Origin of the sequence: Agromyces sp. MMS24-K17 (genome assembly GCF_043950245.1) — a bacterium.
Classification (GTDB): Bacteria; Actinomycetota; Actinomycetes; order Actinomycetales; family Microbacteriaceae; genus Agromyces.
Map to the genome: position 1 here is coordinate 3071688 of NZ_CP171640.1, position 23880 is coordinate 3095567.

Consider the following 23880-nt stretch of genomic DNA (forward strand, 5'->3'; position numbering starts at 1 on the left):
CACCAATTCGAGGCCGGCTCACCTCGGTGGACCCTCAGTATCCGGCCACCGGGTCGACCACGCCGCGGAACGGACCGCCGCCGAGGAACGCCCGGACGTTCTCCTCGACCCGCGCCGCGAACAGCGGCGCCGTCATCGCCTCGGTGTCGGCGACATGGGGCGTGACCAGGCAGTTCGGCGCCGACCAGAGGGGATGATCCGCCGGCAGCGGCTCCGGATCGGTGACGTCGAGGCCGGCGCCGCCGAGGTGTCCCGACCGCAGGGCCGCGTCGACCGCCGCGGAGTCGAGGAGGCCGCCGCGGGCCACGTTGATGACGATCGCGCCCGGCGGCAATGCTGCCAGTTCGGCTGCCCCGATCATGCCGCGGGTCTCGTCGGTCAGCGCCGCCGCGAGGACCAGCACCTCGGCATCGGGCAGCACGGCTTCCAGGTCGGCGGTGGCGACCGTCCGGCTCGCCCCGGGCACGGCGACCGAGGCGTCGCGACGCACGACGGTGGCCAGCACGCCGAACGGTTCGAGCAGGCGGAGCAGCTCCACCGCGATCCCGCCGGCGCCGACGATCACGACGGATGCCCCGAACAGGCTCCGTCCGCGTTCGTCGGCCTCCCACGACCCGGCTCGCGCCCGGCGCGGGAGCTCGCGCAGCGCCCCGAGGGCGAGGGCGAGGGCGTGCTCGGCGACGGGTTGGGCGTAGGCGCCCTTCGCGCTCGTCCACAGTCGGCCGGGCTGCGGATCGGCCGAGGCGGCGGCGAGCACGCCCGCGAACGCGTCGACGCCGGCCCACGGCAGCTGCACCCACCCGACGCCCGGGTGAGCGGCCAGGACGCGCTCGAGCTCGCCGTCGCCCGACGCTGCGGTCCAGACGACCCCGCGCGTGGCGTCGTCGAGCGGGCCGACCTCGCCGCCGCCGCGGCGCACCGCGGCCACGACCGCCGGGTCGGCCGCGGGCAGCACGGCGATCGGCCCCGACGCCGGGCGCGGGACATCCGCCCGCGGCGCGGTCGCGCCGTCGATCGCGCGATGACGTGCCGCGTCGGCGTCGGTCATGCCGTCGGACCGGGCTCGAGCTCGTCGATGACGGCGTGACCGCCGTCGAGGGCCGCGCCGAGCGCCTGCACGTACGGATGGAACGGGTCGTCGAAGACCTCCTCCATCGTGCCGAGGGCGACCAACCGGCCCTGGTCGAGCACCGCGATGCGGTCGGCGACGTGCCGCAGCACCGGCAGGTCGTGGCTGATCACCACCGCCGAGAAGGTGTGCCCGTCGCGGAGCTCGGCGATGAGCTGGGCGACCGCGTCGCGCACCGTGAGGTCGATGCCGGCCGTCGGCTCGTCGGCGATGAGCAGCGATGGGCCGAGCACGAGGGCCCGGGCGAGCGCGACGCGCTGGCGCTGGCCGCCGCTCAGCTCGTAGGGGTAGCGCTCGAGCATCGTGAGCGGCAGGCGGACGGCGTCGATGAGGGTCGCCACGCGGGTCGCGAGCGCCCGGCTGTTGTACCGACGGTCGCGCGCGAGGATGGGCTCGCCGACCAGCTCGGCGACCGTGCGGTCGCTCTGCAGGCGGGCCGCCGCGTCCTGCGGCAGGTAGCCGACGTGGAAGGCGAACTCGTCGTACCGCCGTCGCGACAACCCGTTCAGCCGGGTGCCGAGCACGCGCGCCTCGCCGCCGGTGATCACGGGCCGCGGGTCGTCGTTGCGAGGGTCGAGGAAGACGCCCGAGAGCACCTTCGCGAGGGTCGACTTGCCGCTGCCCGCGCTGCCGAGCAGGCCCAGCACCTCGCCGGGCTGGATCCGCAGGTCGATGCCGCGGATGGCGACGTGCGCCGGGCTCGCGCCGCGTGCAGGGTACTCGACCGAGAGGTCGCTCAGGATGATCGGGTGCCCGTGGGCCGGACCGCGCGCCATCACTCCGCCTCCCGCAGTCGACGGAGCTGCTCGCGGCGATCGGCCTGCGCGACCGGGTCGGGCACGGGCAGCGAGGCCAGGAGCCGTTGGGTGTACGGATCCGCGGGGCGACCGAGCACCTCGGCGCCCGTGCCCTCCTCGACGAGCCGGCCGCGGTACAGCACCGCGATCCGGTCGGCGAGCAGGTCGACGACCGCCAGGTCGTGGCTGATGAACAGCGCCGCGAACCCGAACTCCTTCTGGAGCTCGGCGAACAGGTCGAGCACGCGCGCCTGCACCGACACGTCGAGCGCCGAGGTTGGCTCGTCGGCGATCAGCAGCTCGGGCTCGAGCGCGAGCGCCCGGGCGAGGCTCGCGCGCTGCCGCTGGCCGCCCGACAGCTCGTGCGGGTAGCGGTCGCCGTACGAACGCGGCAGCTGCACCGCCTCGAGCAGCTCGTCGACTCGGGCCCGCGCGTCGCGCGCGTGCTTCGCCCGCCCGTGGATGACGAGCGGTTCGGCGACGCAGTCGGCGATCGTGAGCAACGGGTTGAAGCTCGACGCCGGGTCCTGGAACACGAAGCCGATGCGGCTGCGCACCGGTCGGAACGCCCGCTCGCGGATGCCGACCATCTCGTGGCCGAGCACCTGCAGCGAGCCGCCGGTCGCCGGGGTGAGCCCGGCGATCGCGCGCCCGATCGTCGTCTTGCCCGACCCCGACTCGCCGACCAGGCCGAGCACCTCGCCCGGGCGGATCTCGAAGTCGACGCCCTGCACGGCCTGGAACGCCGGGCGCCCGAAGCGGCCCGGGTACTCGATCGTGAGCCCGCGTGCGGCGACGACCGGCGGCTGCGCCGCCCAGCCCTCGGGGCGCGCGGCGGCGCGCGCTTCGGCACGCGCCGTGCCGTGCCCGACGTACGGCACCGCGGCGAGCAGCGCCTTCGTGTAGTCGTCCTTCGGCGACGCGAACAGCGTCTCGACGTCGGCCTCCTCGACCACCTTGCCCTGGTACATCACGGCGACCCGGTCGGCCAGGTCGGCGACCACGCCCATGTTGTGCGTGATGAGCACGATCGCCGAACCGAACTCGTCGCGGCAGCGACGCAGCAGGTCGAGGATCTCGGCCTGCACGGTCACGTCGAGCGCGGTCGTCGGCTCGTCGGCGACGATGAGGCCCGGGTTCAGCACGAGCGCCATCGCGATCACGATGCGCTGCTTCTGCCCGCCGGAGAACTGGTGCGGGAAGTAGTCGACACGCTCCTCCGGGTCGGGGATGCCGACCTTGCCGAGCACCTCGATCGCCCGGGCGCGCGCCTCGGCCTTCGAGACGTCGCCGTGGGCGCGCAGGCCCTCCATGATCTGCCAGCCGACGGTGTACACCGGGTTCAGCGCGGTCGACGGCTCCTGGAAGACCATCGCGACATCCGTGCCGCGCACCGCGCGAAGCCCCGCCGCGTCGAGGGAGACCACGTCGTGCTCGCGCGTGCCCTCGCGGTTGGCGAGGATCACCGCACCGCTCGTGGTCGCCGTCTCGGGGAGGAGGCCGAGGATCGTCTTGGCGGTGACGGTCTTGCCGCTGCCCGACTCCCCCACGATCGCGAGCACCTCACCGCGCTCCACGCGGATGCTCACGTCGTCGACGGCCTTCACCGCGCCGGCGTCGGTCGCGAACGACACGCCCAGTCGGTCGATGTTGACGATGCTCACCGGTTGACCTCGATTCCGTGCTCGTCGAAGGATTCGCCGTCCTCGAGGCCGCGGAGGCCTCCCGGACCGGCCGTGAGCGTGCCGCCGGGCACGACCGAGGTCTCGGCGACGAGGCCCGCGGACTGCGCGACCCGACGGCGACCGCGCAGGCGCGGGTCGGCCAGGTCGTTCAGGCTCTCGCCGACGAGAGTGATGCCGAGCACCGTGAACACGATCGCGGCACCGGGGAAGACCGCGGTCCACCAGATCCCGGCCGTGACATCCGACTGCGCCTTGAACAGGTCGTAGCCCCACTCCGCCGCGGCCGTCGGCTCGATGCCGAAGCCGAGGAAGCCGAGGGCGGCGAGTGTGAGGATCGCCTCCGACGAGTTCAGCGTGATGATCAGCGGGAGCGTGCGGGTCGCGTTCCGGAACACGTGCCGGAACACGATGCGCCCGCTCGAGGCGCCGAGCACCTTCGCGGACTCCACGTAGGCCTCCGCCTTGATGCGGACGACCTCGGCGCGGATGACCCGGAAGTACTGCGGGATGTAGATGACGGTGATCGACCCGGCCGCGGCGACGATGCCGCTGAACAGGTTCGACTGGCCGCCCGACACGACGATCGCGAGCAGGATCGCGAGCAGCAGCGACGGGAACGCGTAGATCGCGTCGCACACCACGACGAGCACCCGGTCGAGCCAGCCGCCGAAGTAGCCCGAGAACAGGCCGAGCAGCACGCCGATCACGATCGAGAGCACCAGGGCGACGACGACGACCAGCAGGGCCGTCTGCGTGCCCCAGATCACGCGGGACAGCACGTCGTAGCCGCCGACCGTGGTGCCGAGCCAGTGCTCGGGCGACGGCGGCTGCTGGGTGCCGAACTTCACGCCGTCGACCGTGCGCTGGGCGAAGCCGTACGGGGCGATGAGGGGCGCGAAGATCGCGCTGAGGATCCAGACGCCCACCATGACGAGGCCGGCGACGAGCATGCCGCGCTGGAGGCCGACGCTCTGGCGGAGCTGGTGGACGACGGGGAGCCGGTCGACGAGGCGCCGCTTCGGCACGGCCGGGACGGTGGTCGCGCTCATGTCAGTACCTCACCCTCGGGTCGATGAACGCCGCGAGGATGTCGACGAGGAAGTTCGTGACGGCCACGATCACGGCGAGCAGGGCGACGATGCCCTGCACGGCGACGTAGTCGCGGTTCTCGAGGAACTCCGCCATCTGGAAGCCGAGGCCGCGCCACTCGAACGTCGTCTCGGTGAGCACCGCGCCGCTCAGCAGCAGGGCGATCTGCAGGCCGATCACCGTGATGATCGGGATGAGCGCCGGCCGGTAGGCGTGCTTGCGGAGCAGCCGCCCCTCGGCGACGCCGCGGGAGCGCGCCGCGTCGACGTAGTCGGTCGAGAGCGTGCCGATCACGTTGGTGCGCACGAGGCGCAGGAAGATGCCGGCGGTGAGCAGGCCCAGCGCGATCGCCGGCAGCACGGCGTGCGAGAGCACGTCGACGACGACCTCGGGGTTGCCCGTACGGATCGCGTCGATCGTGTAGAAGCCCGTGCGGAACGGCAGGAGCTGCATCTGGATCTCGGAGTCGACGTCGGCGCGGCCCGCGATCGGCAGCCACTTCAGCCACACCGAGAAGACCAGCTTCAGCAGCAGGCCGGCGAAGAACACGGGGATCGCGTACCAGAAGATCGCGAGCACCCGGTAGATCGCGTCCTCGGGACGATCGCGGTTCGCCGCGGCCCGGAGGCCGAGCGGGATGCCGACCGCGAACGCGACGATCAGCGCGTAGAAGACGAGCTCGAAGGTCGCCGGTCCGTACGTCGCGAGCACCTCGACGACGGGGCGACCGGTGGTCAGCGTGGTGCCGAAGTCGAGCACCACGATCTGGCCGAGGTACTCGAGGAACTGCACGAGGATCGGGCGGTTGTAGCCGGCGGCCTCGCGCAGCGCGTCGAGCTCCTCCGGGGAGAGGCGGCCGCCCTGGGCCGCGGTGATGGGGTCGCCGGTGAGCCGCATCAGGAAGAACACCATCGTCACGAGGATGAAGATGGTCGGGAAGATCAGCAGGAAGCGCACGAGCAGGTAGCGGCTGAATCCGCCGCCCTTGCTCTTCGCGCGTGGGACGCCGGGCACCGGGGTGCCGGGCCTCGGCGTCAGGTCGACAGCGGACATGGAATCCTCACATTGCAGGGAACGGGGGCGACCCGCGCAAGCGGGTCGCCCCCGTCGGTCGAACTCGGAACGACTCTAGTCCGCCGGACTAGCCCTTCGAGAGCGCCGCGTAGCGGAACTTGAACGACGCGTCGAGCGTGTCCTCGGCACCCTCGACGTCCGTCCCGACGACCGCGACCTGCGCGCCCTGCATGTACGGGATGGTCGACAGGTCGGCGGCCACCTTGTCCTGGATCTCGCCGATCAGCGCTTCACGCGCCGCCGGGTCGACCGTGACGGCCTGCTCGAGGACGAGGTCGTTGACCTCGGGGTTGTCGTAGTGGTTCGAGAGGAAGTTCTCCGTGAGGAAGAACGGCGTGAGGTAGTTGTCGGCGTCCGAGTAGTCCGGGAACCAGCCGAGCTGGTAGGCCGGGTACAGGTCGGCGACGCGGTCCTTCGAGTACTGGACCCACTCGGTCGACTGCAGGTTGACCTTGAACAGGCCGCTCGACTCGAGGTTGTCCTTGATGATCGCGTACTCGTCGGACGACGACGGGCCGTAGCGCTCGGCGACGTACTGGATGGAGATGTCCAGCGGCGTCGAGACGCCCGCGGCGGCGAGGCGCTCGGCGGCCTTGTCGGGGTCCGGGGCGCCGTTGCCGTCGCCGTAGAGGCCCTTGAGGGACTCGTTGGCGCCGGTCAGGCCCTCGGGCACGTACGAGTACAGCGGGGTGAAGGTGCCCTTGTACACGTCCTCCGAGATCGCGTCGCGGTCGATGAGGTCGGCGATCGCCTGGCGGACGGCCAGCGCCTTGGCCGGGTCGGCCTCGGCGGTCGTGGCGCCGAACGGCATCGTGTTGAAGTTGAAGACCAGGTAGCGGATCTCGCCACCGGGGCCGTCGACGACCTTCACGTTGTCGTTCCCGCGGAGGTCCTCGATGTCGGTCGCGCTGAGGGTGCGGTGCGCGACGTCGATGTTGCCCTCCTGGACGTCGAGCTTCAGGTTCGAGGCATCCGTGTAGTACTTCACGTTGACCGTGTCGGTCTTCGCCTCGCCCAGCAGGCCCTGGTAGTCCGGGTTCTTCTTGTACGAGACGAGCTCGTTGAAGTTGTAGCTCGTGATCGTGTACTGGCCGGCGAAGGCCTCGCCCTCGACGATGTCGTCGTCGGCGGTCAGCGAGTCGGCCGAGAAGACCTCCTCGTCGACGATCGGGCCCACCGGGCTCGACAGGATCTGCGGGAAGATCTGGTCGTTCGGGGAGATCAGGTTGAACACGACGGTCAGGTCGTCGGGGGTCTCGACGCTGTCGAGGTTGTACAGCAGCGACGACGGGCCGTTCTCGTCGGCGATGGCGACCTGGCGGTCGAACGTGAACTTCACGTCCGACGAGGTGAGCTCGTTGCCGTTCGCGAACTTCAGGCCGTCCTTGAGCTTCACCGTGTACTGCGTGTCGCTCGTGAACTCGGCGGACTCGGCGATGTCGGGCTCGACGTCGGGGCTGCCGTACGGGGTGTTCAGCAGGAACGGGTACACCTGGTTCATCACGGCGAACGAGCCGTTGTCGTACGAGCCGGCCGGGTCGAGCGCGGTGATCTGCTCGGTCGTGCCGATGGTCAGCGTGCTGCCGCCGCTCGACTCCCCGCCGCCGGCGGTGCAGCCGGCGAGGACGAGCGCGGCCGCCGAGAGACCGGCGGCCGTGGCGATGAGCCGGCCCCGGTTCTGGGTTGCGGATGCCATATCCGTCTACCTCTTCCTGGAAGTGGTGGCGCGCCGCGGGAAAGCGGTGCGCCCGTATTCCACTAGGGGTAGCACAGGGGTGTGGGAACGTGCGCGGAACCGGTCGCGCATCGAAGGAATGTTTATCGAAGTGCAACGTACGTCGCAGGTCCATTGCGCAGATGCGCACCGCGACGCCGAAGTGCTCGACGGCGCGACCGACCGTCCGACGGCGTCGGCGCGCCGCCGCAGGCCGGATCGCGGCCCGCTCAGTCGCCCTTCAACGCCCGCCGCTCGCGCTCGATGTCGACGAGGGCGCGCTGCATCGCCGCGTACGTGTCGCGATCGTCTGGGGCCGTGCGCTGCAGCCGACCGAGCAGCTCGCGCTTCTGGCGGAGCAGTTCGCGGTCGACGAGCGCGATCACCACGCCCTGCACGTACGTCGTGAGCTCGACCTCGCTGCGCTGGGGCACGGGCGCGACCGCCAACTGCTGCACCACGCCGATGTAGGGCTGCGGCACCTCGGCCGCGACCTTCTCGACGGTCACGGCCCCGTGCTCGGCGAGCACCGACGCCACCGCGTCGCGGACGACCGCGAGGGTCTCGTTGCCGAACCGGCTGTCGGTGGCATGCCGGAGCAGGTCGTCACCGGCGACCTCCGGGTACTGCAGCATCGCCTGCAGCGCGTCGCGCTCGAGGCGCGTCGACGGGTCGGCTGGCAGGTCGACGATCGAGTACGGCCGCTGCGGGGCATCCGCCGCCTGGTTCGGCTCGCCGAAGCCCGGCGCCGCCGAACCGCCGGGGCCGACCGCGGCCGCGGCACCCCCGGTGGACGCCGCGCCCGCCTGGTCGCGCTCGCCGGCTCGCCGCGGGCCGGATGCCTCTCCCCCGCGTTCGCCCGCGTCGCGCGAACGCCGTCCGGCGGCGCGCACGGCGCGGTCGACCTCGCCGAGCTCCACGCCCAGCATGCGTGCGAGCTCCCGCGTGTAGCCGGGCCGGAGCGACGCATCGCGGATGTCGGCCACGATCGGCGCCGCGGCGCGCAGCGCGGCCGCGCGGCCCTCGACCGTCTCGAGGTCGAACCGCGACAACGTGTGCCGGATCACGAAGTCGAACATCGGCGTGCGGGAGTCGACCAGCGCCCGAACGGCGCCGTCGCCGCGCGCGAGGCGCAGGTCGCACGGGTCGAGCCCGTCGGGCGCGACGGCGACGTAGGTCTGCGCGCTGAAGCGCTGCTCCTCGGCGAACGCCCGCATCGCGGCCTGCTGCCCGGCGGCGTCGCCGTCGAACGTGAACACCACCTCGCCGACGCCCGAGTCGTCGCCGAGCACCCGGCGCAGCACCTTGATGTGCTCGACGCCGAAGGCGGTGCCGCACGTCGCGATCGCCGTCGTGACCCCCGCGAGGTGGCAGGCCATCACGTCGGTGTAGCCCTCGACGACGACGACCCGGTGGGTCTTCGCGATGTCGCGCTTGGCGAGGTCGAGCCCGTAGAGCACCTGCGCCTTGCGGTACAGCGGGGTCTCGGGGGTGTTCAGGTACTTCGGGCCGTTGTCGTCGTCGAGGAGGCGTCGCGCGCCGAAGCCGACCGTCTGGCCGGTGACGTCGCGGATCGGCCAGACGAGCCGCCCGCGGAACCGGTCGTAGACCCCGCGATCGCCCTGCGACACGAGGCCCGCGGCCGAGAGCTCCTCCTGCGTGAACCCGCGGCCCTTGAGGTGCCCGGTCAGGCGGTCCCAGCTCTTGGGCGCGAACCCCACCCCGAACCGCTTCGCGGCCTCCGCGTCGAAGCCGCGCTCGCCGAGGAAGCGTCGGGCGACATCGGCCTCGGGCGAGCCGAGTTGCTCGAGGAAGTACTCGGAGGCGGCCGAGTTGGCCGCGAGCAGGCGCGCCCGGTTGCCGTGGTCCTGCGCCGGGCCGCCGCCGTCCTCGTAGTGCAGCTCGTACCCGATGCGGCCCGCGAGCCGCTCCACGGCCTCGCTGAACGACACGTGGTCCATCCGCTGGAGGAACGTGTAGACGTCGCCCGACTCGCCGCAGCCGAAGCAGTGGTAGTAGCCGAGCTGCGGTCGCACGTGGAAGCTCGGGCTGCGCTCGTCGTGGAACGGGCAGAGCCCCTTCATCGACCCCACGCCCGCCGACTTCAGGCTGACGTGCTCGCCGACGATGTCCGCGATGTTGGTGCGGGCCTTGACCTCCTCGACGTCGGCCTGCCGGATCCGCCCCGCCATCAGCTCGCCTCGATCCGCGCCGGGCGCGCGATCGCGTCGCCGGCGCTCAACGCTGCACCAGCCGCTCGTGCCAGGCGAGCGCCGACTGGTCGGTGAGGCTCGCCACCTGGTCGACGACGACGCGCTTGCGCGCCGCGTCGTCGGCGGCGGCGCGCCAGTCCTCGGCGAAGCCGGTGTCGAGGTGCTGCTCGCCGGTCGCGAGCAGCACGTCGGCGAGGGACGACAGGATGCTCCGCTGCTCGGAGTAGATCGGCTGCCGCGTGTTGTGCGACATCACGAACGTGGCCACGATGCCCTTCAACACGGCGATCTCGGCCTGGACCTCGCGCGGGACCACCACGTCGGCGTCGAAGCGGATGAGGCTCGCCATCGGGAACGCCGAGCGCGTGGCATCCGTCGCGACGTGTGCGAAGCGGCCGATGAGCTGGCTCGTGAGGTCCTTCAGCCGCGCCTGGTCGCGGCGGCTGCCGTCCCACGACGACATCCACGGGTCCATCGCCTCGAGGCGGTCGAACGCGGCGACGAGCTCGTCGTGCGGGATCGCCCCGCCGATCCACTCGTGCATCGAGTCGACGAGCGCGTCGTGGTCGACGCGGGCGCCGAGCGCTCCGATGTCGAGGTAGCCGTTCACGACCGCGTCCTCGAAGTCGTGCACCGAGTAGGCGATGTCGTCGCTGAGGTCCATGACCTGCGCCTCGATGCACAGGCGCCGGGCGGGCGCGCCGCGCCGCAGCCACTCGAACACGGCGATGTCGTCGCGGTAGAAGCCGAACTTCTGCCGGCCCGACGGGTCGGCGACGGCCGACTCCTCCGGCCACGGGTACTTGCAGCTCGCGTCGAGGCTGGCGCGCGTGAGGTTCAACCCGTAGCCGCGCCCGTCGTCGCCGAACACCTTCGGCTCGAGCCGGGTGAGCAGCCGCAGGGTCTGCGCATTGCCCTCGAAGCCGCCGATGTCGGCCGCCCAGTCGTTCAGCGCCTTCTCGCCGTTGTGGCCGAACGGCGGGTGGCCGAGGTCGTGTGCGAGGCACGCCGTGTCGACCACGTCGGGGTCGAGCGCGAGGTTCGTCGCGAGCTCCCGCCCGATCTGGGCGACCTCGAGCGAGTGCGTGAGCCGGTTCCGGGCGAAGTCGAGGCCGGCCGTCGGGCTCAGCACCTGGGTCTTCGCCGCGAGGCGGCGCAGCGCGCTCGAGTGCAGCAGCCGGGCGCGGTCGCGCGCGAAGTCGCTGCGCCGGGAGGAGTGCTCCTCGGGCAGCCAGCGTTCGGTGTCGGCGTCGTCGTACCCGCCGAAGAGCCGCCGTTCCCGCACCTCAGCCGCCGCTCGTGTCGAGTTCGGCGTCGACGAGCGTGGTGCGGTCGTGGCCGGCGAGCTCCTGCGAGTCGAGCCAGCCGTCGGGCAGGGCCGGGTTCTTCGGGGTCCCGGCACGGCCGCGCGGCCCCTCCGCCCCCTCGCCCGGGTACGGCGTCGACCAGTCGAGCGTGCCGAGCAGGTCGTCGAGGTGTGCGAGCGACTCGACGGTCGCGAGGCGCGCCCGCAGGTCGCCGCCCACCGGGTAGCCCTTGAAGTACCAGGCGACGTGCTTGCGAATGTCGCGGCAGCCGCGCTCCTCGCTGTCGAAGAACTCGACGAGCAGTTCGGCGTGCCGGCGGAACGTGCGGGCCACGTCGCCGAGGCTCGGCTCGGCCTTGCGCTCCTCGCCGCGGAACGCCGCCGCGAGGTCGCCGAAGAGCCACGGCCGGCCGAGGCAGCCGCGCCCGACGACGACGCCGTCGCAGCCGGTCTCGTCGACCATGCGCAGCGCGTCCTCCGCCGACCAGATGTCGCCGTTGCCGAGCACGGGCACGCCCGTGACCGTCTCCTTGAGCTTCGCGATCGCGGGCCAGTCGGCCTGGCCCGAGTAGAACTCGGCCGCGGTGCGGGCGTGCAGCGCGATCGACGCGACGCCGGCGCCCTCGGCGATGCGCCCGGCCTCGAGGTAGGTCAGGTGGTCCTGGTCGATGCCCTTGCGCATCTTCACCGTCAGCGGGATGTCGCCGGCCGCCTTGACGGCGCCCTCGACGATGTCGCGGAACAGGCCCGACTTCCACGGGAGCGCCGCGCCGCCGCCCTTGCGGGTGACCTTCGGAACGGGGCATCCGAAGTTCAGGTCGATGTGGTCGGCCCGGTCCTCGGCGACGAGCATCGTCACCGCGTCGGCGACGGTCTTGGGGTCGACCCCGTAGAGCTGGATCGACCGCGGCGTCTCCGACTCGTGGTGCGTGATCAGGCGCATCGACTCGGGCGTGCGCTCGACGAGCGCACGGCTCGTGATCATCTCGCTCACGTACAGGCCGGCGCCGAACTCGCGGCACAGGCGGCGGAACGCCGTGTTCGTGATGCCGGCCATGGGCGCGAGCACGACGGGCACGTCGAGGGCGATGCCGCCGATCGACAGCGGACCGCGGGTGGCGGTGGAGGAAACAGACATCGCTGACGATTCTCCCAGACTTCCGGGGGCGAGCGGCTGAGCGGCGCGAACTCGCCAATAGGATGCGAACACCGCGACCCCCTGAGGAGGACGAGATGTCGGATGCGCAGCCGGTCGACGCCGGGCTGACCGGTTCGGAGCGGGTGCAGGCGGATGCCTCGGCCCGCGGCCTCGCGATCGAGGTCATCGAGCGCCCTGCGGCACGCAGCCTCGAGGAGGCGGCCGAGCTCATGGGCATCACGCCGGCCGACATCGTGAAGTCGCTCGTCGTGAAGCGCAGCGACGACACCTACGTGTTCGCGCTCGTGCCCGGCGGCCGCAAGATCAGCTGGCCGAAGCTGCGCGCCCTCCTGGGCGTCAACAAGCTCCAGTTGCCGGATGCCTCGCTCGCGCTGGCCGCGACCGGGTACGAGCGGGGCACGATCACGCCCATCGGGTCGACCAACGCGTGGCCGGTCGTCGCCGACGAGAGCATCGTCGGGCGCCGGGTGTCGATGGGCGCCGGCGAGCACGGCCGGAGCCTCTTCGTCGACGCCGACGCCCTGATCGCCGCCTACGGGGCGACGGTCGCCGACATCAGCGAGCCGGAGTGAGCGCGGACGGCACGCCGCCCCTGCTCGCCATGACCGAGCTGCTCGCGGAACTCGGCCGCTGGTACGACCGGCTCGAGCGGATCACGGGCGCGACGATCACCTGGAAGATCGACGACGTGAATCGCGACAGCGGCTACCCGTACCTCGAGGTCGACGAACGCGGGTACCACTACTGCGTCCGCGAGCGGAACGTGCTGCTCCGCGAGGAGGTGACGCGGGATCTCGACGAACTGCTGTACTGGGTGATGGACTCCCACGTCCACGAGATCGCCGTCGATGCCGGCCGAGAGGCCCGAGGCGGGCCTCCCGGATTCACGGGCGACACCCGGCGACTCTGGTTCCCCGAATGGGAAGCCCTGATGGCACGGCTCTCGCCGGCCTGGGGTGAGCGAACCCACCGCCGGATCGACGAGATCCTCTCGCGGGCCCCCTACCACGACTGAGCCACGCCGCACCGTGCACCGCGCGTCGGCGTTCGACCGATCCGGGCGGCCGGCGCGCTACTCCGCCGCGGTGCCCGGGATGAAGCAGACGTCGCCCTCGCACACCATCGCGGCGGGATCGCCGGCGATCAGCGCGAACGGCGCGGCGAGCGGGGCATCCGTCACGACCGGGGCATCCGAGCCGACCTGCGCGTCGGTCACGCGGCGTCCTCGCCCTGCTCGCCGGCGACCTGGGTGAGCCGTTCGCGAACACCTCGGCCGGCTGCGCGCCGGAGACGCCGTACTTGCCCTCGAAGACGAAGAACGGCACGCCCTGGATGCCGTACGCGCGGGCCTGCGCGATGTCGGCCTGCACGTCGGCGGCGTAGCGACCCGACTCGAGCGCGTCGCGCGCGACGTCGGCGTCGAGGCCGAGCTCCTCGGCGTAGGCGACGAGCTCGTCGATGCGGTTCACGCGGCCGCCCTCGACGAAGTAGGCCTGCAGCAGGCGCTCCTTGAGCTCGAGCTGCTTGCCCTGCGACTTCGCGAAGTGCAGCAGCTCGTGCGCCTTCAGCGTCTTCACGTGCGCGACCTTCTCGAAGTGGTAATCGAGGCCCGCCTTCGCGGCGACGCCCGTGACGTGCTCCAGCATCTGCTCGACCTGCGCGACCGGCATGCCCTTGCGCTCCGCGAGGTACTCGACCGTCGACCCCTCGAAGTCGAGCGGGGTGTCGGGCGAGAGCTCGTACGAGTGGTACTCGATCTCGACGGCGGGCGCGTCGTCGCCGAGAGCGGCGAGGCCGGCCTCGAGGTGGCGCTTGCCGATGTAGCACCACGGGCACGCGATGTCGGACCAGATGTCGATCTTGATGGGGTCAGTCACGGTCGTGGACAACCGATGCGGATGCATCGGTATTCCCGGCGACCGGCGCCGCCTCCGGAACGGCCGCGCCGGCCGGGCGCGGCCACGTCCGCGACACCCAGACGACCAGGGCGGCCACCGCCGCGAACGCCAGCGCGATGACGAGCACCCAGAACGCGACGCCGAGGTAGCCGTCGTCCTGGCGCGCCGGGTTGAGGAACGGGTAGGGGTACCAGGTCTCCACCTCCCGCACCTGGTCGTAGACCAGCGGCCCGCGCACGAGCGTGTACGTCACCCACGCGATCGGGAAGGCGAGGACGATCCAGACGCGACTCCATTCGAGGCGCCGCCGGCCGGGCGCGATGAGCCAGTCGATCACGAGGAAGGCCGGCGCGATCACGTGCATGACCTCGTTGGTCCACGGCTGGGCGTCGCCGCCGCCCGTCACCGGAAGCCCGCGGAGGAGGAGGTTGTACACGAGGCCCGTGATCGCCATGTACGTCGTCGCGCACGCGCGCACGATCGCGAACCAGGCGGGATCGGGCAGGCGGCCCCACACGGCGAAGCCGGCGCCGACGAGGAGCACGACGGCGGCGAGCAGGTTCGATTCGATGGTGAAGTAGCTGAAGAAGTTGACGTTGAGGGTGCCGAGGTCGGCGAAGCCCTGCTCGGCCCAGTAGCCGGACGAGCCCTGGTACGTCACCGTCGTCGCGGCGATGATCGCGATGGCCATCGCGACGCGGGCGGCGGCCCACGCCAGTGCGAAGCCGCGGTGCGGCGCGGCGGCGGTTCGGTCGATCGTGCGGTCCCCCGTCATGCGCACCAGCCTAGGACCGGGCGTCGGCGGGCGGACGGAGGCCGCCGGGGACGGCCGCGCACGGCTCAGGTTGCGGCGAGCGCTTCGATCGGGTTCCAGCCCTTCCTCTCGGAGGCTGGACGATATATCGTTGAGTATCGTTCACATCTCGATCCAGGAGGTCATGATGGACGGAGCACGCCGCAACGGCGGATTCGGAACCACGGGATTCGGCGGCGGATTCGCCGGCGACAATCCCGGCGCCGCGATCTGGGAGGCGCTCGAGCAGATGCGCTCCTCGTTCGAGCAGCGCACCGGCACGACGCGCATGGCGCGCGGCGACGTGCGCGCCGCCGTCCTCGCCCTCCTCCTGGAGGAGCCGATGCACGGCTACCAGATCATCAGCGAGATCGAGCAGCGGAGCGGCGGATCGTGGAAGCCGAGCGCCGGCTCCGTGTACCCGACGCTGCAACTGCTCGCCGACGAGGGCCTGATCGTCGCCGAGGAGCTCCGCGGGCGCAAGACCTACTCGCTCACCGACCTCGGCCGCGAGCAGGCGGAGGCCGCGTCCGACCGCCCGGCCCCGTGGGAGTCGTCGTCGCCCCGCGACGGCGGCCAGCACCGCGCGCTCTCCAAGGCCGGCGTCGAACTCGCAGCAGCCACGGCGCAGCTCGCCCGCAGCGGCACGCCCGAGCAGCTCGAGCAGGCCGCCACCGTGCTCGACGAGACCCGTCGCCGGCTCTACGCGATCCTCGCCCAGGGCTGAACGGGTGCCGGACTCGCGCGCCGAGCGCGCCCGCTCCCGCCGCATCCTGGGCTTCGCCGCGCGCCACCTCGCACAGCTGTGGTGGTTCGAGCTCGTCCTGCCTCGGATCGGGCTCGAACGCATCGCCGCGCGCGGCCGCGACCGCCGCACGCGGGTGATCGCGCGGCGGTTCCACGCGCTCGCGGTCGAGCTCGGCGGCCTCATGATCAAGGTCGGCCAGTTCCTCTCCTCGCGCCTCGACGTACTGCCGCCGGAGATCACCGACGAGCTCGCCGGGTTGCAGGACGAGGTGCCGCCGGTGGCGTTCCCCGCCATCCGAGCGCTCGCCGAGGCGGAGCTCGGCGCGCCGCTCGAGCAGGTCTACGCCCGCTTCGACGAGGTGCCGGTCGCGGCGGCGTCGCTCGGGCAGGCGCACCGCGCCCGCCTCTCCCCGCCGACGCCGCCGAGACCGGGCTCGACGAGGTCGTCGTCAAGGTGCAGCGGCCCGGCATCGAGCGGATCGTCGCGGTCGACCTGGCCGCGCTGCGGCGCATCGGCGGATGGCTCAGCCGGGTGCGCCTCGTCTCCGACCGGGTGGATGCCCCGGCCCTCGTCGAGGAGTTCGCGCAGACGAGCCTCGAGGAGATCGACTACCTGCACGAGGCGGCCTCCGCCGAGCGGTTCGCGGAGTCGTTCGCGGGCGATGCACGGGTCGGCGCGCCCGCGGTCGTCTGGGAGCGCACCACCCGGCGCGTGCTCACCCTCGAGGACGTCACCGCCATCAAGATCAACGACACCGCCGCGCTCCGCGCCGCGGGCATCGACCCCGCCGACGTCGCCCGGGCGTTCGCGGAGCTCATGTTCGAGCAGGTGTTCACGCACGCCTTCGTGCACGCCGACCCGCATCCCGGCAACCTCTTCGTCACGCCGCAGCCGGCCGACACCGCGCCGAACCCCGCGAGCCCGCCGTGGCGCCTCACCTTCGTCGACTTCGGCATGATGGCCGAGGTGCCCGCCGAACTCCGCGCCGGGCTGCGCGCCCTCGTCATCGCCGTCGCCTCCCGCGACGGACGCGGCATGATCGACGCCGCCCGCGAGATCGGCGTGCTCGTGCCGTCGGGCGACACCGCCGAGCTCGAGCGCGCCCTCGCCCAGCTGTTCGCCCGGTTCGGCGGCATGGGCTTCGCGCAGCTGAAGGACGTCGACCCGCGGGAGTTCCGCGACTTCGCCGAGGAGTTCGGCGACGTCATGCGGTCGCTCCCGTTCCAGCTCCCGGAGCGCCTGCTGCTGCTCATCCGGGCGCTGGCGCTGACCAGCGGCATGTGCAGCGGGCTCGACCCCGAGTTCAACGTGTGGGACGCGGTCGAGCCCTACGCCACCCGGCTGCTCGACGAGGAGCGCGGCAACGTCGCGCAGGACTTCCTCGGCCAGGCCGTGTCGAGCGCCGGCCTGCTGTGGGGGCTGCCCAAGCGCCTCGACGGCGTCATCGGGCGGGCCGAGCAGGGCACGCTGACCTTCGACACCGCGCGCCTCGAGCGCCGGCTCGACCGGCTGGAGGGCGTCGCGCGCCGGGTGCTCTCGGCGGTGCTCTTCGCCGCGCTGCTCATCGGCGGCGCGGTCGTCGTCGGCGTGAACCCCGCACTCGGCACCACGCTCATGATCGCGTCGGTGCTGCCGCTGCTGCACGCGCTGTTCGCCGGGTGGTTCGCCCGGCGCGGGCCGCGCTGACCGGAACCGCCCGGCTCACGGCTCAGCCGGCCGGCGCCGTATCGGCCGGGGTCGCGTCGCTCGGGGTGTCGATCGCGCCGCCGAACCGACGGTTCCGTCCGGTGTACCGGTCGATCGCCTCCCACAGGTCGACGCGCGAGAAGTCGGGCCAGAGGGTGTCGAGGAACACCATCTCGGCGTACGCCGACTGCCAGAGCAGGAAGTTCGACGTGCGCTGCTCCCCGAGCTGCGGACGAACAGGTCCACGTCGGGCATGTCGGGCACGTACAGACGCTTCTGTATCAGCCGCTCCGACACGGCGGAGGGGCGCAGGCGCCCGGCCGCGACGTCGTCGGCGATCGACTGCACGGCGTCGACGAGCTCGTTGCGGCCGCCGTAGTTCACGCACATCGTGAACTGCAGCCCGGTGTTGCCGGCGGTCAGCCGCTCGGCGACCTGGAGCTCGTCGATGACCGACTTCCACAGGCGCGGCCGGCGACCCGCCCAGCGGATGCGCACGTTCCACTCGTTCAACTGGTCGCGCCGGCGGTGCAGCACGTCGCGGTTGTAGCCCATGAGGAAGCGCACCTCCTCGGGCGACCGCTTCCAGTTCTCTGTCGAGAACGCGTAGACGGACAGGTGCTTCACGCCCGCCTGGACGGCGCCCGCGACGACGTCGAGGAGCACCTCCTCCCCCGCCTTGTGCCCCTCGATGCGCGTGAGGCCCTGGCGGTTCGCCCACCGGCCGTTGCCGTCCATCACGATCGCGACGTGGTTCGGCACCGAGCCCTTCGGATACTCGGGCGGGGTGAGGCCCGTCCAGTCGAGCGGCCGGTAGGGCACGGCGTCCTTGTGCGTGTAGGGCTTGGGGGTCACTGGTCGGATGCTCCTCGGGATACGTGCGGAAGCGAGCGGAGGCCCCGCTCGAGATGCCATTGGGCGTAGGCGGCGACGATGCCGCTCGCCTGGTTGCGGTCGCGCTCGCCCGACGCCTCGGCGGCCTCCCAGTCGCCGGCGAGCAGCGACCCGAGGAGCCCGACCGTCGCCGGGTCGATGCGCGGCGACCCCGGCGGGGCGCAGTCGTCGCACACCACGCCGCCGAGCTGCACGACGACCGCCGTGTGCGGACCGGCCTGCCCGCACCGGGCGCAGTCCTGGAAGCTCGGTGCCCAGCCGGCGAGCGACAGCGCGCGCAGGAGGTACGAGTCGAGCGTCAGCCCCGCACCGTGCTCGTTCCGGGAGAGCGACCGCAGCGCACCGACGAGGAGGAGGTACTGCTGCAGCGACCCCTCGGCCTCGGTCACCCGGTCGGCGGTCTCGACCATGGCGTTCGCCGCCGTGTACGCGGCGTAGTCGCGGGAGATCTCCGCGCCGTACGAGCCGAGCGACTCGGCCTGCGTGATGACGTCGAGCGTACGGCCCTCGTACAGCTGCAGGTCGGCGACCATGAACGGCTCGAGGCGGGCGCCGAACTTCGACGCCGTGCGGCGCACGCCCCGCGCGACCGCCCGGATCTTGCCGTGGCGGCGCGTGAGCAGCGTGACGATGCGGTCGGCTTCGCCCAGCTTGTGGGTCCTGAGCACGACGGCTTCATCTCGGTACACCGGCACCCGTCGATTCTCCCACCAGCCGGCGACGGCGCGGCCCGCCGCAGCGCGGAGTGGGGCATCCGCCGTGGTTCACTGGCACCGTGGACGACGCGCAGATCATCATCCCGCTGTGGCTCGACCTGGTCGCCGTGGCGATCGGGGCGATCCAGGGCGCGATGTTCTCGGCGCGGCTCACCGAGCGGCGCATCGACCTGCTCGGCATCGCGCTGATCGGCATCATCGTCGGCCTCGGCGGCGGCCTCCTGCGCGACCTGCTGCTGAACCAGCTGCCGGCCGCCATCTCGAGCAACTGGTACCTGCCGACCGCGGTCGCCGCGGCCCTCCTCGGGATGCTCCTGCTGCGCCTCTTCACCCGGCTGAACGGGCTCATCATCGCGCTCGACGCGATCACCATCGGGCTGTTCGGCGCGATCGGCACGTCGAAGGCGCTCGCCGCGGGGGTGCCCGTGATCCCGGCGGTGTTCGTCGGGGTCGTGTCGGCGGTGGGCGGGTCGATCCTGCGCGACGTCGCACTGAACCTGCCGATCGCCCTCATGCACGTCGGCTCGCTGTACGCCGTCGCCGCCACCGCGGGCACCGTGCTGCTCGTCGCGCTCGCGGCGACGGGCGTCGGGATCACCTGGGCGGCGATCGCCTGCGTCGTCGTGACCACGGCCACGCGACTCGGATCGGTGCGGTTCGGCTGGAGCCTGCCCGAGCAGCGGGCGCTCGGCAGCTGGCCGCGCTGGCGCCGGCGCTGAGTGCGCCGCACCGCAGCCGGAGCGAACCGGAAGGGGAAAGGACCGGCCGCGGCTCCCCCGAACCGCGGCCGGTCGGCTCTTGAACCCTAGCGCGCCTCGGCGAACTCCGGAACGGCGGCGTGCCGCAGGGCGCGGTTGACGGCCGAGACGACGGCCTTCAGCGACGCCGTCGAGATGTCGGCGTCGATGCCGACGCCCCACAGGGTGCGGCCGTCGACCTGGCACTCCACGTACGCGGCGGCCAGCGCGTCGCCGCCGGACGACAGGGCGTGCTCGGTGTAGTCGAGCACGCGGACGTCGACGCCCTCCTCGGCCAGTACCGAGAGGAACGCGGCGACCGGGCCGTTGCCGGTGCCGTCGGCGTCGGTGCGCACCTCGCCGTCGCGGAGGCCCACGCGCACGCGCACCTCGCCGGTCAGCTCGCTCTCGGTGCGCAGGCTCAGCAGCTCGAACCGGCCCCACTTGTCGTCGGGGCGGTCGGCGGGCGCCGGCAGGTACTCATCGGTGAAGACGCGCCAGATCTCGTCGCTCGTGACCTCGCCGCCCTCGCTGTCGGTCTTGGCCTGGACGACGCCGGAGAACTCGATCTGCAGGCGGCGCGGCAGGTCGAGGGCGTGGTCGGTCTTCAGCAGGTAGGCGACGCCGCCCTTGCCCGACTGCGAGTTCACGCGGATGACGGCCTCGTAGCTGCGGCCCAGGTCCTTCGGGTCGACCGGCAGGTAGGGCACCGCCCACTCGAGGTCGTCGACCGACACGCCGCGACGCTCGGCCTCGGCGTCCATCGCCTCGAAGCCCTTCTTGATGGCGTCCTGGTGCGATCCGGAGAACGCGGTGTACACGAGGTCGCCGGCCCACGGGCTGCGCTCGGGCACCGGCAGCTGGTTGCAGTACTCGGCCGTGCGCTTCACCTCGTCGATGTCGCTGAAGTCGATCTGCGGGTCGATGCCCTGCGTGAACAGGTTGATGCCCAGCGCGACGAGGTCAACGTTGCCGGTGCGCTCGCCGTTGCCGAACAGGCAGCCCTCGATGCGGTCGGCGCCGGCCAGGTAGCCGAGCTCCGCGGCGGCGACGGCGGTGCCACGGTCGTTGTGCGGGTGCAGCGACAGGATCACGTTCTCGCGGTAGGCGAGGTTGCGGCTCATCCACTCGATCGAGTCGGCGTAGACGTTCGGCGTCGCCATCTCGACCGTCGCCGGCAGGTTGATGATGACCTTGCGCTCGGGCGTGGGCTCGAATACCTCGAGCACCTGGTTGCACACGTCGAGGGCGAACTCGAGCTCGGTGCCGGTGTACGACTCGGGCGAGTACTCGTAGTAGACCGCCGTGCCGGGCACGGTGGCCTCCATCTCACGGCACTTGCGGGCACCGTGCAGGGCGATGTCGATGATGCCCTGGCGGTCGGTGCGGAACACGACTTCGCGCTGCAGCACGCTCGTCGAGTTGTAGAGGTGCACGATCGCCTGCTTGGCGCCGCGGATCGACTCGTACGTGCGCTCGATCAGGTGGTCGCGGGCCTGCGTCAGCACCTGGATGGTCACGTCGTCGGGGATCGCCCCCTCCTCGATGAGGCTGCGCACGAAGTCGAAGTCGGTCTGGCTCGCGCTCGGGAAGCCGACCTCGATCTCCTTGTAGCCCATCTTCACGAGCAGGTCGAACATGATGCGCTTGCGCTCGGGGCTCATCGGGTCGATGAGGGCCTGGTTGCCGTCGCGCAGGTCGACGGCGCACCAGCGCGGCGCGACCTCGATGCGGTTCGAGGGCCAGGTGCGGTCGGGCAGGTCGACGCGGATCAGCTCGTGGTACGGCCGGTACCGATGGACCGGCATGGACGACGGCTTCTGGTGGTTGTGCATTGGGTCGCTCTTCTCGCTAGGTCTGGATTCAGCCGACGACGGACTCCGCAGCGAGAGAGGCCTGAGAACTAGGACTCGCTGCGGCAGCTAAGGAGAAGCAGGCCGGAAAGCACCCGTCAAGGGTAGCACCGTCGGCGCGACGGACGCGACGACGACGGCGGCGGATGACTCGTCGAGTCATCCGCCGCCGCTCCGCCCCCGCCCGGCCCGCTCCTCGCCTGGCCTCCGGCCGGGCCTCCCGTCAGTCGACCGCGAGCGCGACGACCGGCGAGATGCGCACCGCGCGGCGCGCCGGCGCGATCGACGCGGCCAGCGTCAGCACCACGGCCGCCGCCACGATCACCGCGACGAGCACCCACGGCACCGCGGGCGCGATGAGGCGCGGCTCGCCCGTCATCGAGCCGAGCATCGACTGCGCGCCGATCCATCCGTACGCCGCGCCGAGCACGAGGCCGAACGCGGTCGCCGCGACCGTCAGCGCCGCCGCCTCCGCGAGGATCATCGTGCGCACCTGCGCGCGATCGAAGCCGAGGGCGCGCAGCAGGCCGATCTCGCGGGTGCGCTGCAGCACGCTGATCGACAGGGTGTTCACCAGGCCGACCGCGGCGATCACCGCGCTGAAGCCGACGAGTGCCGAGAACACCGCGACCGTCCCGTCGATCACGGGGCCGAGCGCCTGTTCGAGTTGCTCCTGGGAGCTCAGCACCTCGGTCATCGCCTGGCGGTACGTCTCCATCGTGACGGCGAACATCGTGACCAGCGTGACGCCGACGACGAGGCCGATCGTCATGCGCGTCGCCCGCTCGGGGTGGCGCACGGCGTTCTCGGCCGCGAGCCGCGCCGCCGGCGTCGACCCGAGCAGCCGGCCCACCCCGCGCAGCACGCCGGGCATGATGCGGTCGGCGACGAGCACGATGCCGGTGAACGAGAGGATGCCGCCCACGACGCCGATCAGCACGCCCCCGGGGTGCACGAGGCCGAGCACCACGCCGGCCGCGAGGGCGAACGCGCCCAGCACGATCAGCGTGACGCCGGTCGCGGTGCGCCCGACGCGACGGGCGACCTGCTCGACCGACGACTCCGACGAGTTGCCGAGCGCCTCGGCGGGTCGGACGCCGAGCACGCGGCGCGACCCGGTCCAGGCGGCGAGCCACGTCGTCAGCACGACGGCCGCCATCGGCACGAGCAGCACCGGTTCGGCGTAGCCGTAGTCGAACTCGGGGATGACCTCGGTCGCCACGCCGACGCGGGCGATGCCCCACGCGACCGCCGTGCCGAGCACGGCGCCGAGCACCGCGCCGATCGCGCCGATCGCGAGTCCCTCGCGGGCGATCGCGGCGCGCTGGCTGCGCGCGCTCGACCCGATCAGGCGCAGCAGCGCGATGAGCCGGGTACGCCCCGCGACGACGGTCGCGACCGTGTTGGCGGTGGTCACGGCGGCGACGTAGACCGCGATCGCGATGAACACGAAGGCGACGATGTTCAGCATCGTCGCGACGGTCGCGCTCTCGCCCGCGAGGTCGTCGCTCGCGATCACGGCGGTCAGGATGCCGGTCACCTGCAGCAGCGCCACGCCGAACCCGGCGGCGAGCACCGCGACGAGCAGGGTGGGCAGGTGGTCGCGGATGCCCCGGCTCACGCCGCGGCCTCCATCTGCAGCATGACCGACGAGATCTCCTCGGGCGTCGCCCGGCCCTGGTCGCGCACGATGCGGCCGTCGGCGAGGAACAGGATGCGGTCGGCGTGGCTCGCGGCGATCGGATCGTGGGTCACCATCGCGATCGCCTGGCCCGAGCGGGCGCTCGTGGAGGCGAGCAGCGACAGCACCTCGCGGCCGGTGCGGGAGTCGAGGTTGCCGGTGGGCTCGTCGGCGAAGACGAGGTCGGGCCGGGTGGCGAGGGCGCGGGCGATCGCCACGCGCTGCTGCTGGCCGCCCGAGAGCTCGTGCGGCCGGTGCCCGAGTCGGGCGCGCAGGCCCAGGGTGTCGATGAGCTCGTCGATCCAGGCCTGCTCGTCGCGCGTCGGGCGACGCCCGTCGAGCTCGAACGGCAGGAGCACGTTGCCGCGCACGTCGAGCGTGGGCACGAGGTTGAACGACTGGAACACGAAGCCGATCCGACGGCGGCGCAGCACCGTGAGCGCGCTGTCGCCGAGCCCGGTGATGTCGGTGTCGCCGAGCCACACCTGCCCGGCAGTCGGGGTGTCGAGACCGGCCATCAGGTGCATCAGCGTCGACTTGCCCGAGCCCGACGGGCCCATGATCGCGGTGAACTCGCCGCGACGCAGGCCGATCGATACGTCGTCGAGGGCGACGACCTCGCCCTGGCCGGTGCCGTAGCGCTTGCCGAGCCCCACGGCGCGGGCGATGAGACCGAGGTCGGAAGGAGGATTCTGCATGCCTCCGACG

At 72.1% G+C, this 23880-nt stretch carries 18 protein-coding genes and 3 pseudogenes; 5 read left to right on the plus strand and 16 right to left on the minus strand.

Annotation, left to right across the window (positions count from 1 at the left end; genetic code table 11):
* Positions 1–34: 34 nt before the first annotated feature.
* The 9 genes from ACGGZK_RS14045 to dusB form a co-directional block, all read right to left on the minus strand.
* On the minus strand, positions 35–1048 hold the full coding sequence (locus ACGGZK_RS14045; RefSeq protein WP_395243255.1) for an NAD(P)-dependent oxidoreductase: 1014 nt from the start codon (positions 1046–1048) through the stop codon (positions 35–37).
* On the minus strand, positions 1045–1905 hold the full coding sequence (locus ACGGZK_RS14050) for an ABC transporter ATP-binding protein (RefSeq protein ID WP_395243256.1): 861 nt from the start codon (positions 1903–1905) through the stop codon (positions 1045–1047). The genes ACGGZK_RS14045 and ACGGZK_RS14050 overlap by 4 nt, the downstream gene beginning before the upstream one ends.
* On the minus strand, positions 1905–3590 hold the full coding sequence (locus ACGGZK_RS14055; protein ID WP_395243257.1) for an ABC transporter ATP-binding protein: 1686 nt from the start codon (positions 3588–3590) through the stop codon (positions 1905–1907). The genes ACGGZK_RS14050 and ACGGZK_RS14055 overlap by 1 nt, the downstream gene beginning before the upstream one ends.
* On the minus strand, positions 3587–4660 hold the full coding sequence (locus ACGGZK_RS14060; RefSeq protein ID WP_395243258.1) for an ABC transporter permease: 1074 nt from the start codon (positions 4658–4660) through the stop codon (positions 3587–3589). Before ACGGZK_RS14060 ends, ACGGZK_RS14055 begins: the two co-directional genes overlap by 4 nt.
* Position 4661: 1 nt before the next feature.
* Complete coding sequence (locus ACGGZK_RS14065) at positions 4662–5753, minus strand: ABC transporter permease (RefSeq protein ID WP_395243259.1); 1092 nt, start codon at positions 5751–5753, stop codon at positions 4662–4664.
* 88 nt (positions 5754–5841) lie between these two features.
* Positions 5842–7470 carry an ABC transporter substrate-binding protein gene (locus ACGGZK_RS14070; RefSeq protein ID WP_395243260.1) on the minus strand — a complete coding sequence of 543 codons (1629 nt, stop codon included), beginning with the start codon at positions 7468–7470 and terminating at the stop codon, positions 5842–5844.
* Positions 7471–7718: 248 nt separating this feature from the next.
* Positions 7719–9680 carry a DNA primase gene (gene dnaG / locus ACGGZK_RS14075; protein WP_395243261.1) on the minus strand — a complete coding sequence of 654 codons (1962 nt, stop codon included), beginning with the start codon at positions 9678–9680 and terminating at the stop codon, positions 7719–7721.
* A gap of 46 nt (positions 9681–9726) precedes the next feature.
* Positions 9727–10986, minus strand: a complete 1260-nt coding sequence (locus ACGGZK_RS14080; protein WP_395243262.1) for a deoxyguanosinetriphosphate triphosphohydrolase — start codon at positions 10984–10986, stop codon at positions 9727–9729.
* A gap of 1 nt (position 10987) precedes the next feature.
* Complete coding sequence (gene dusB, locus ACGGZK_RS14085; RefSeq protein ID WP_395243263.1) at positions 10988–12145, minus strand: tRNA dihydrouridine synthase DusB; 1158 nt, start codon at positions 12143–12145, stop codon at positions 10988–10990.
* A 95-nt stretch (positions 12146–12240) separates the two neighbouring features.
* Between dusB and ACGGZK_RS14090 the strand changes: the two genes are divergently transcribed.
* Together ACGGZK_RS14090 and ACGGZK_RS14095 are read left to right on the plus strand one after the other, a co-directional pair.
* On the plus strand, positions 12241–12738 hold the full coding sequence (locus tag ACGGZK_RS14090) for an aminoacyl-tRNA deacylase (protein WP_395243264.1): 498 nt from the start codon (positions 12241–12243) through the stop codon (positions 12736–12738).
* Between the two features lie 29 nt (positions 12739–12767).
* The gene (locus ACGGZK_RS14095) at positions 12768–13181 is read left to right on the plus strand and encodes an Imm63 family immunity protein (protein ID WP_395243265.1); all 414 of its coding nucleotides are present in this window, start codon (positions 12768–12770) and stop codon (positions 13179–13181) included.
* Positions 13182–13425: 244 nt separating this feature from the next.
* Here ACGGZK_RS14095 and ACGGZK_RS14100 read toward each other — a convergent pair.
* Positions 13426–14043: pseudogene (locus tag ACGGZK_RS14100) on the minus strand (DsbA family protein); the annotation flags it as partial.
* A complete protein-coding gene (locus ACGGZK_RS14105) occupies positions 14036–14839 on the minus strand; it encodes a Pr6Pr family membrane protein (protein WP_395243266.1) in 804 nt (267 codons plus the stop codon). The pseudogene ACGGZK_RS14100 and the gene ACGGZK_RS14105, both read right to left, overlap by 8 nt.
* Before the next feature lie 166 nt (positions 14840–15005).
* Between ACGGZK_RS14105 and ACGGZK_RS14110 the strand changes: the two genes are divergently transcribed.
* Together ACGGZK_RS14110 and ACGGZK_RS14115 are read left to right on the plus strand one after the other, a co-directional pair.
* Complete coding sequence (locus tag ACGGZK_RS14110) at positions 15006–15584, plus strand: PadR family transcriptional regulator (RefSeq protein WP_395246091.1); 579 nt, start codon at positions 15006–15008, stop codon at positions 15582–15584.
* 4 nt (positions 15585–15588) lie between these two features.
* A pseudogene (locus ACGGZK_RS14115) lies at positions 15589–17291 on the plus strand (ABC1 kinase family protein).
* A 22-nt stretch (positions 17292–17313) separates the two neighbouring features.
* On the opposite strand, the pseudogene ACGGZK_RS14120 reads toward ACGGZK_RS14115, so the two are convergent.
* Together ACGGZK_RS14120 and recO are read right to left on the minus strand one after the other, a co-directional pair.
* Positions 17314–18146 (minus strand): annotated as a pseudogene (locus tag ACGGZK_RS14120) (isoprenyl transferase).
* Positions 18143–18880 (minus strand): DNA repair protein RecO, encoded by a 738-nt coding sequence (gene recO, locus ACGGZK_RS14125; RefSeq protein ID WP_395243267.1) that lies wholly within the window; start codon positions 18878–18880, stop codon positions 18143–18145. The pseudogene ACGGZK_RS14120 and the gene recO overlap by 4 nt, the downstream one beginning before the upstream one ends.
* A gap of 80 nt (positions 18881–18960) precedes the next feature.
* Here recO and ACGGZK_RS14130 point away from each other — a divergent pair, with 80 nt between their 5' ends.
* Positions 18961–19620: a trimeric intracellular cation channel family protein gene (locus ACGGZK_RS14130; protein ID WP_395243268.1), complete on the plus strand. Its 660-nt coding sequence runs from the start codon at positions 18961–18963 to the stop codon at positions 19618–19620.
* A gap of 86 nt (positions 19621–19706) precedes the next feature.
* Here the strand turns inward: ACGGZK_RS14130 and leuA are convergent, their stop codons facing one another.
* The 3 genes from leuA to ACGGZK_RS14145 form a co-directional block, all read right to left on the minus strand.
* A complete protein-coding gene (gene leuA, locus ACGGZK_RS14135) occupies positions 19707–21473 on the minus strand; it encodes a 2-isopropylmalate synthase (protein ID WP_395243269.1) in 1767 nt (588 codons plus the stop codon).
* A gap of 241 nt (positions 21474–21714) precedes the next feature.
* Positions 21715–23112: an FtsX-like permease family protein gene (locus ACGGZK_RS14140; RefSeq protein ID WP_395243270.1), complete on the minus strand. Its 1398-nt coding sequence runs from the start codon at positions 23110–23112 to the stop codon at positions 21715–21717.
* Positions 23109–23870, minus strand: coding sequence for an ABC transporter ATP-binding protein (locus tag ACGGZK_RS14145; protein ID WP_395243271.1), 762 nt, complete (start codon positions 23868–23870; stop codon positions 23109–23111). The genes ACGGZK_RS14140 and ACGGZK_RS14145 overlap by 4 nt, the downstream gene beginning before the upstream one ends.
* Positions 23871–23880 lie beyond the last annotated feature (10 nt).

Bases quoted from the DNA above. Each gene is read 5' to 3' on its own strand.
- ACGGZK_RS14045 (WP_395243255.1), bottom strand. From the start codon at position 1,048: ATGACCGACGCCGACGCGGCACGTCATCGCGCGATCGACGGCGCGACC.
- ACGGZK_RS14050 (WP_395243256.1), bottom strand. From the start codon at position 1,905: ATGGCGCGCGGTCCGGCCCACGGGCACCCGATCATCCTGAGCGACCTC.
- ACGGZK_RS14060 (WP_395243258.1), bottom strand. From the start codon at position 4,660: ATGAGCGCGACCACCGTCCCGGCCGTGCCGAAGCGGCGCCTCGTCGAC.
- ACGGZK_RS14065 (WP_395243259.1), bottom strand. From the start codon at position 5,753: ATGTCCGCTGTCGACCTGACGCCGAGGCCCGGCACCCCGGTGCCCGGC.
- ACGGZK_RS14070 (WP_395243260.1), bottom strand. From the start codon at position 7,470: ATGGCATCCGCAACCCAGAACCGGGGCCGGCTCATCGCCACGGCCGCC.
- dnaG (WP_395243261.1), bottom strand. From the start codon at position 9,680: ATGGCGGGGCGGATCCGGCAGGCCGACGTCGAGGAGGTCAAGGCCCGC.
- dusB (WP_395243263.1), bottom strand. From the start codon at position 12,145: ATGTCTGTTTCCTCCACCGCCACCCGCGGTCCGCTGTCGATCGGCGGC.
- ACGGZK_RS14090 (WP_395243264.1), top strand. From the start codon at position 12,241: ATGTCGGATGCGCAGCCGGTCGACGCCGGGCTGACCGGTTCGGAGCGG.
- ACGGZK_RS14095 (WP_395243265.1), top strand. From the start codon at position 12,768: ATGACCGAGCTGCTCGCGGAACTCGGCCGCTGGTACGACCGGCTCGAG.
- ACGGZK_RS14105 (WP_395243266.1), bottom strand. From the start codon at position 14,839: ATGACGGGGGACCGCACGATCGACCGAACCGCCGCCGCGCCGCACCGC.
- ACGGZK_RS14110 (WP_395246091.1), top strand. From the start codon at position 15,006: ATGGACGGAGCACGCCGCAACGGCGGATTCGGAACCACGGGATTCGGC.
- leuA (WP_395243269.1), bottom strand. From the start codon at position 21,473: ATGCACAACCACCAGAAGCCGTCGTCCATGCCGGTCCATCGGTACCGG.
- ACGGZK_RS14145 (WP_395243271.1), bottom strand. From the start codon at position 23,870: ATGCAGAATCCTCCTTCCGACCTCGGTCTCATCGCCCGCGCCGTGGGG.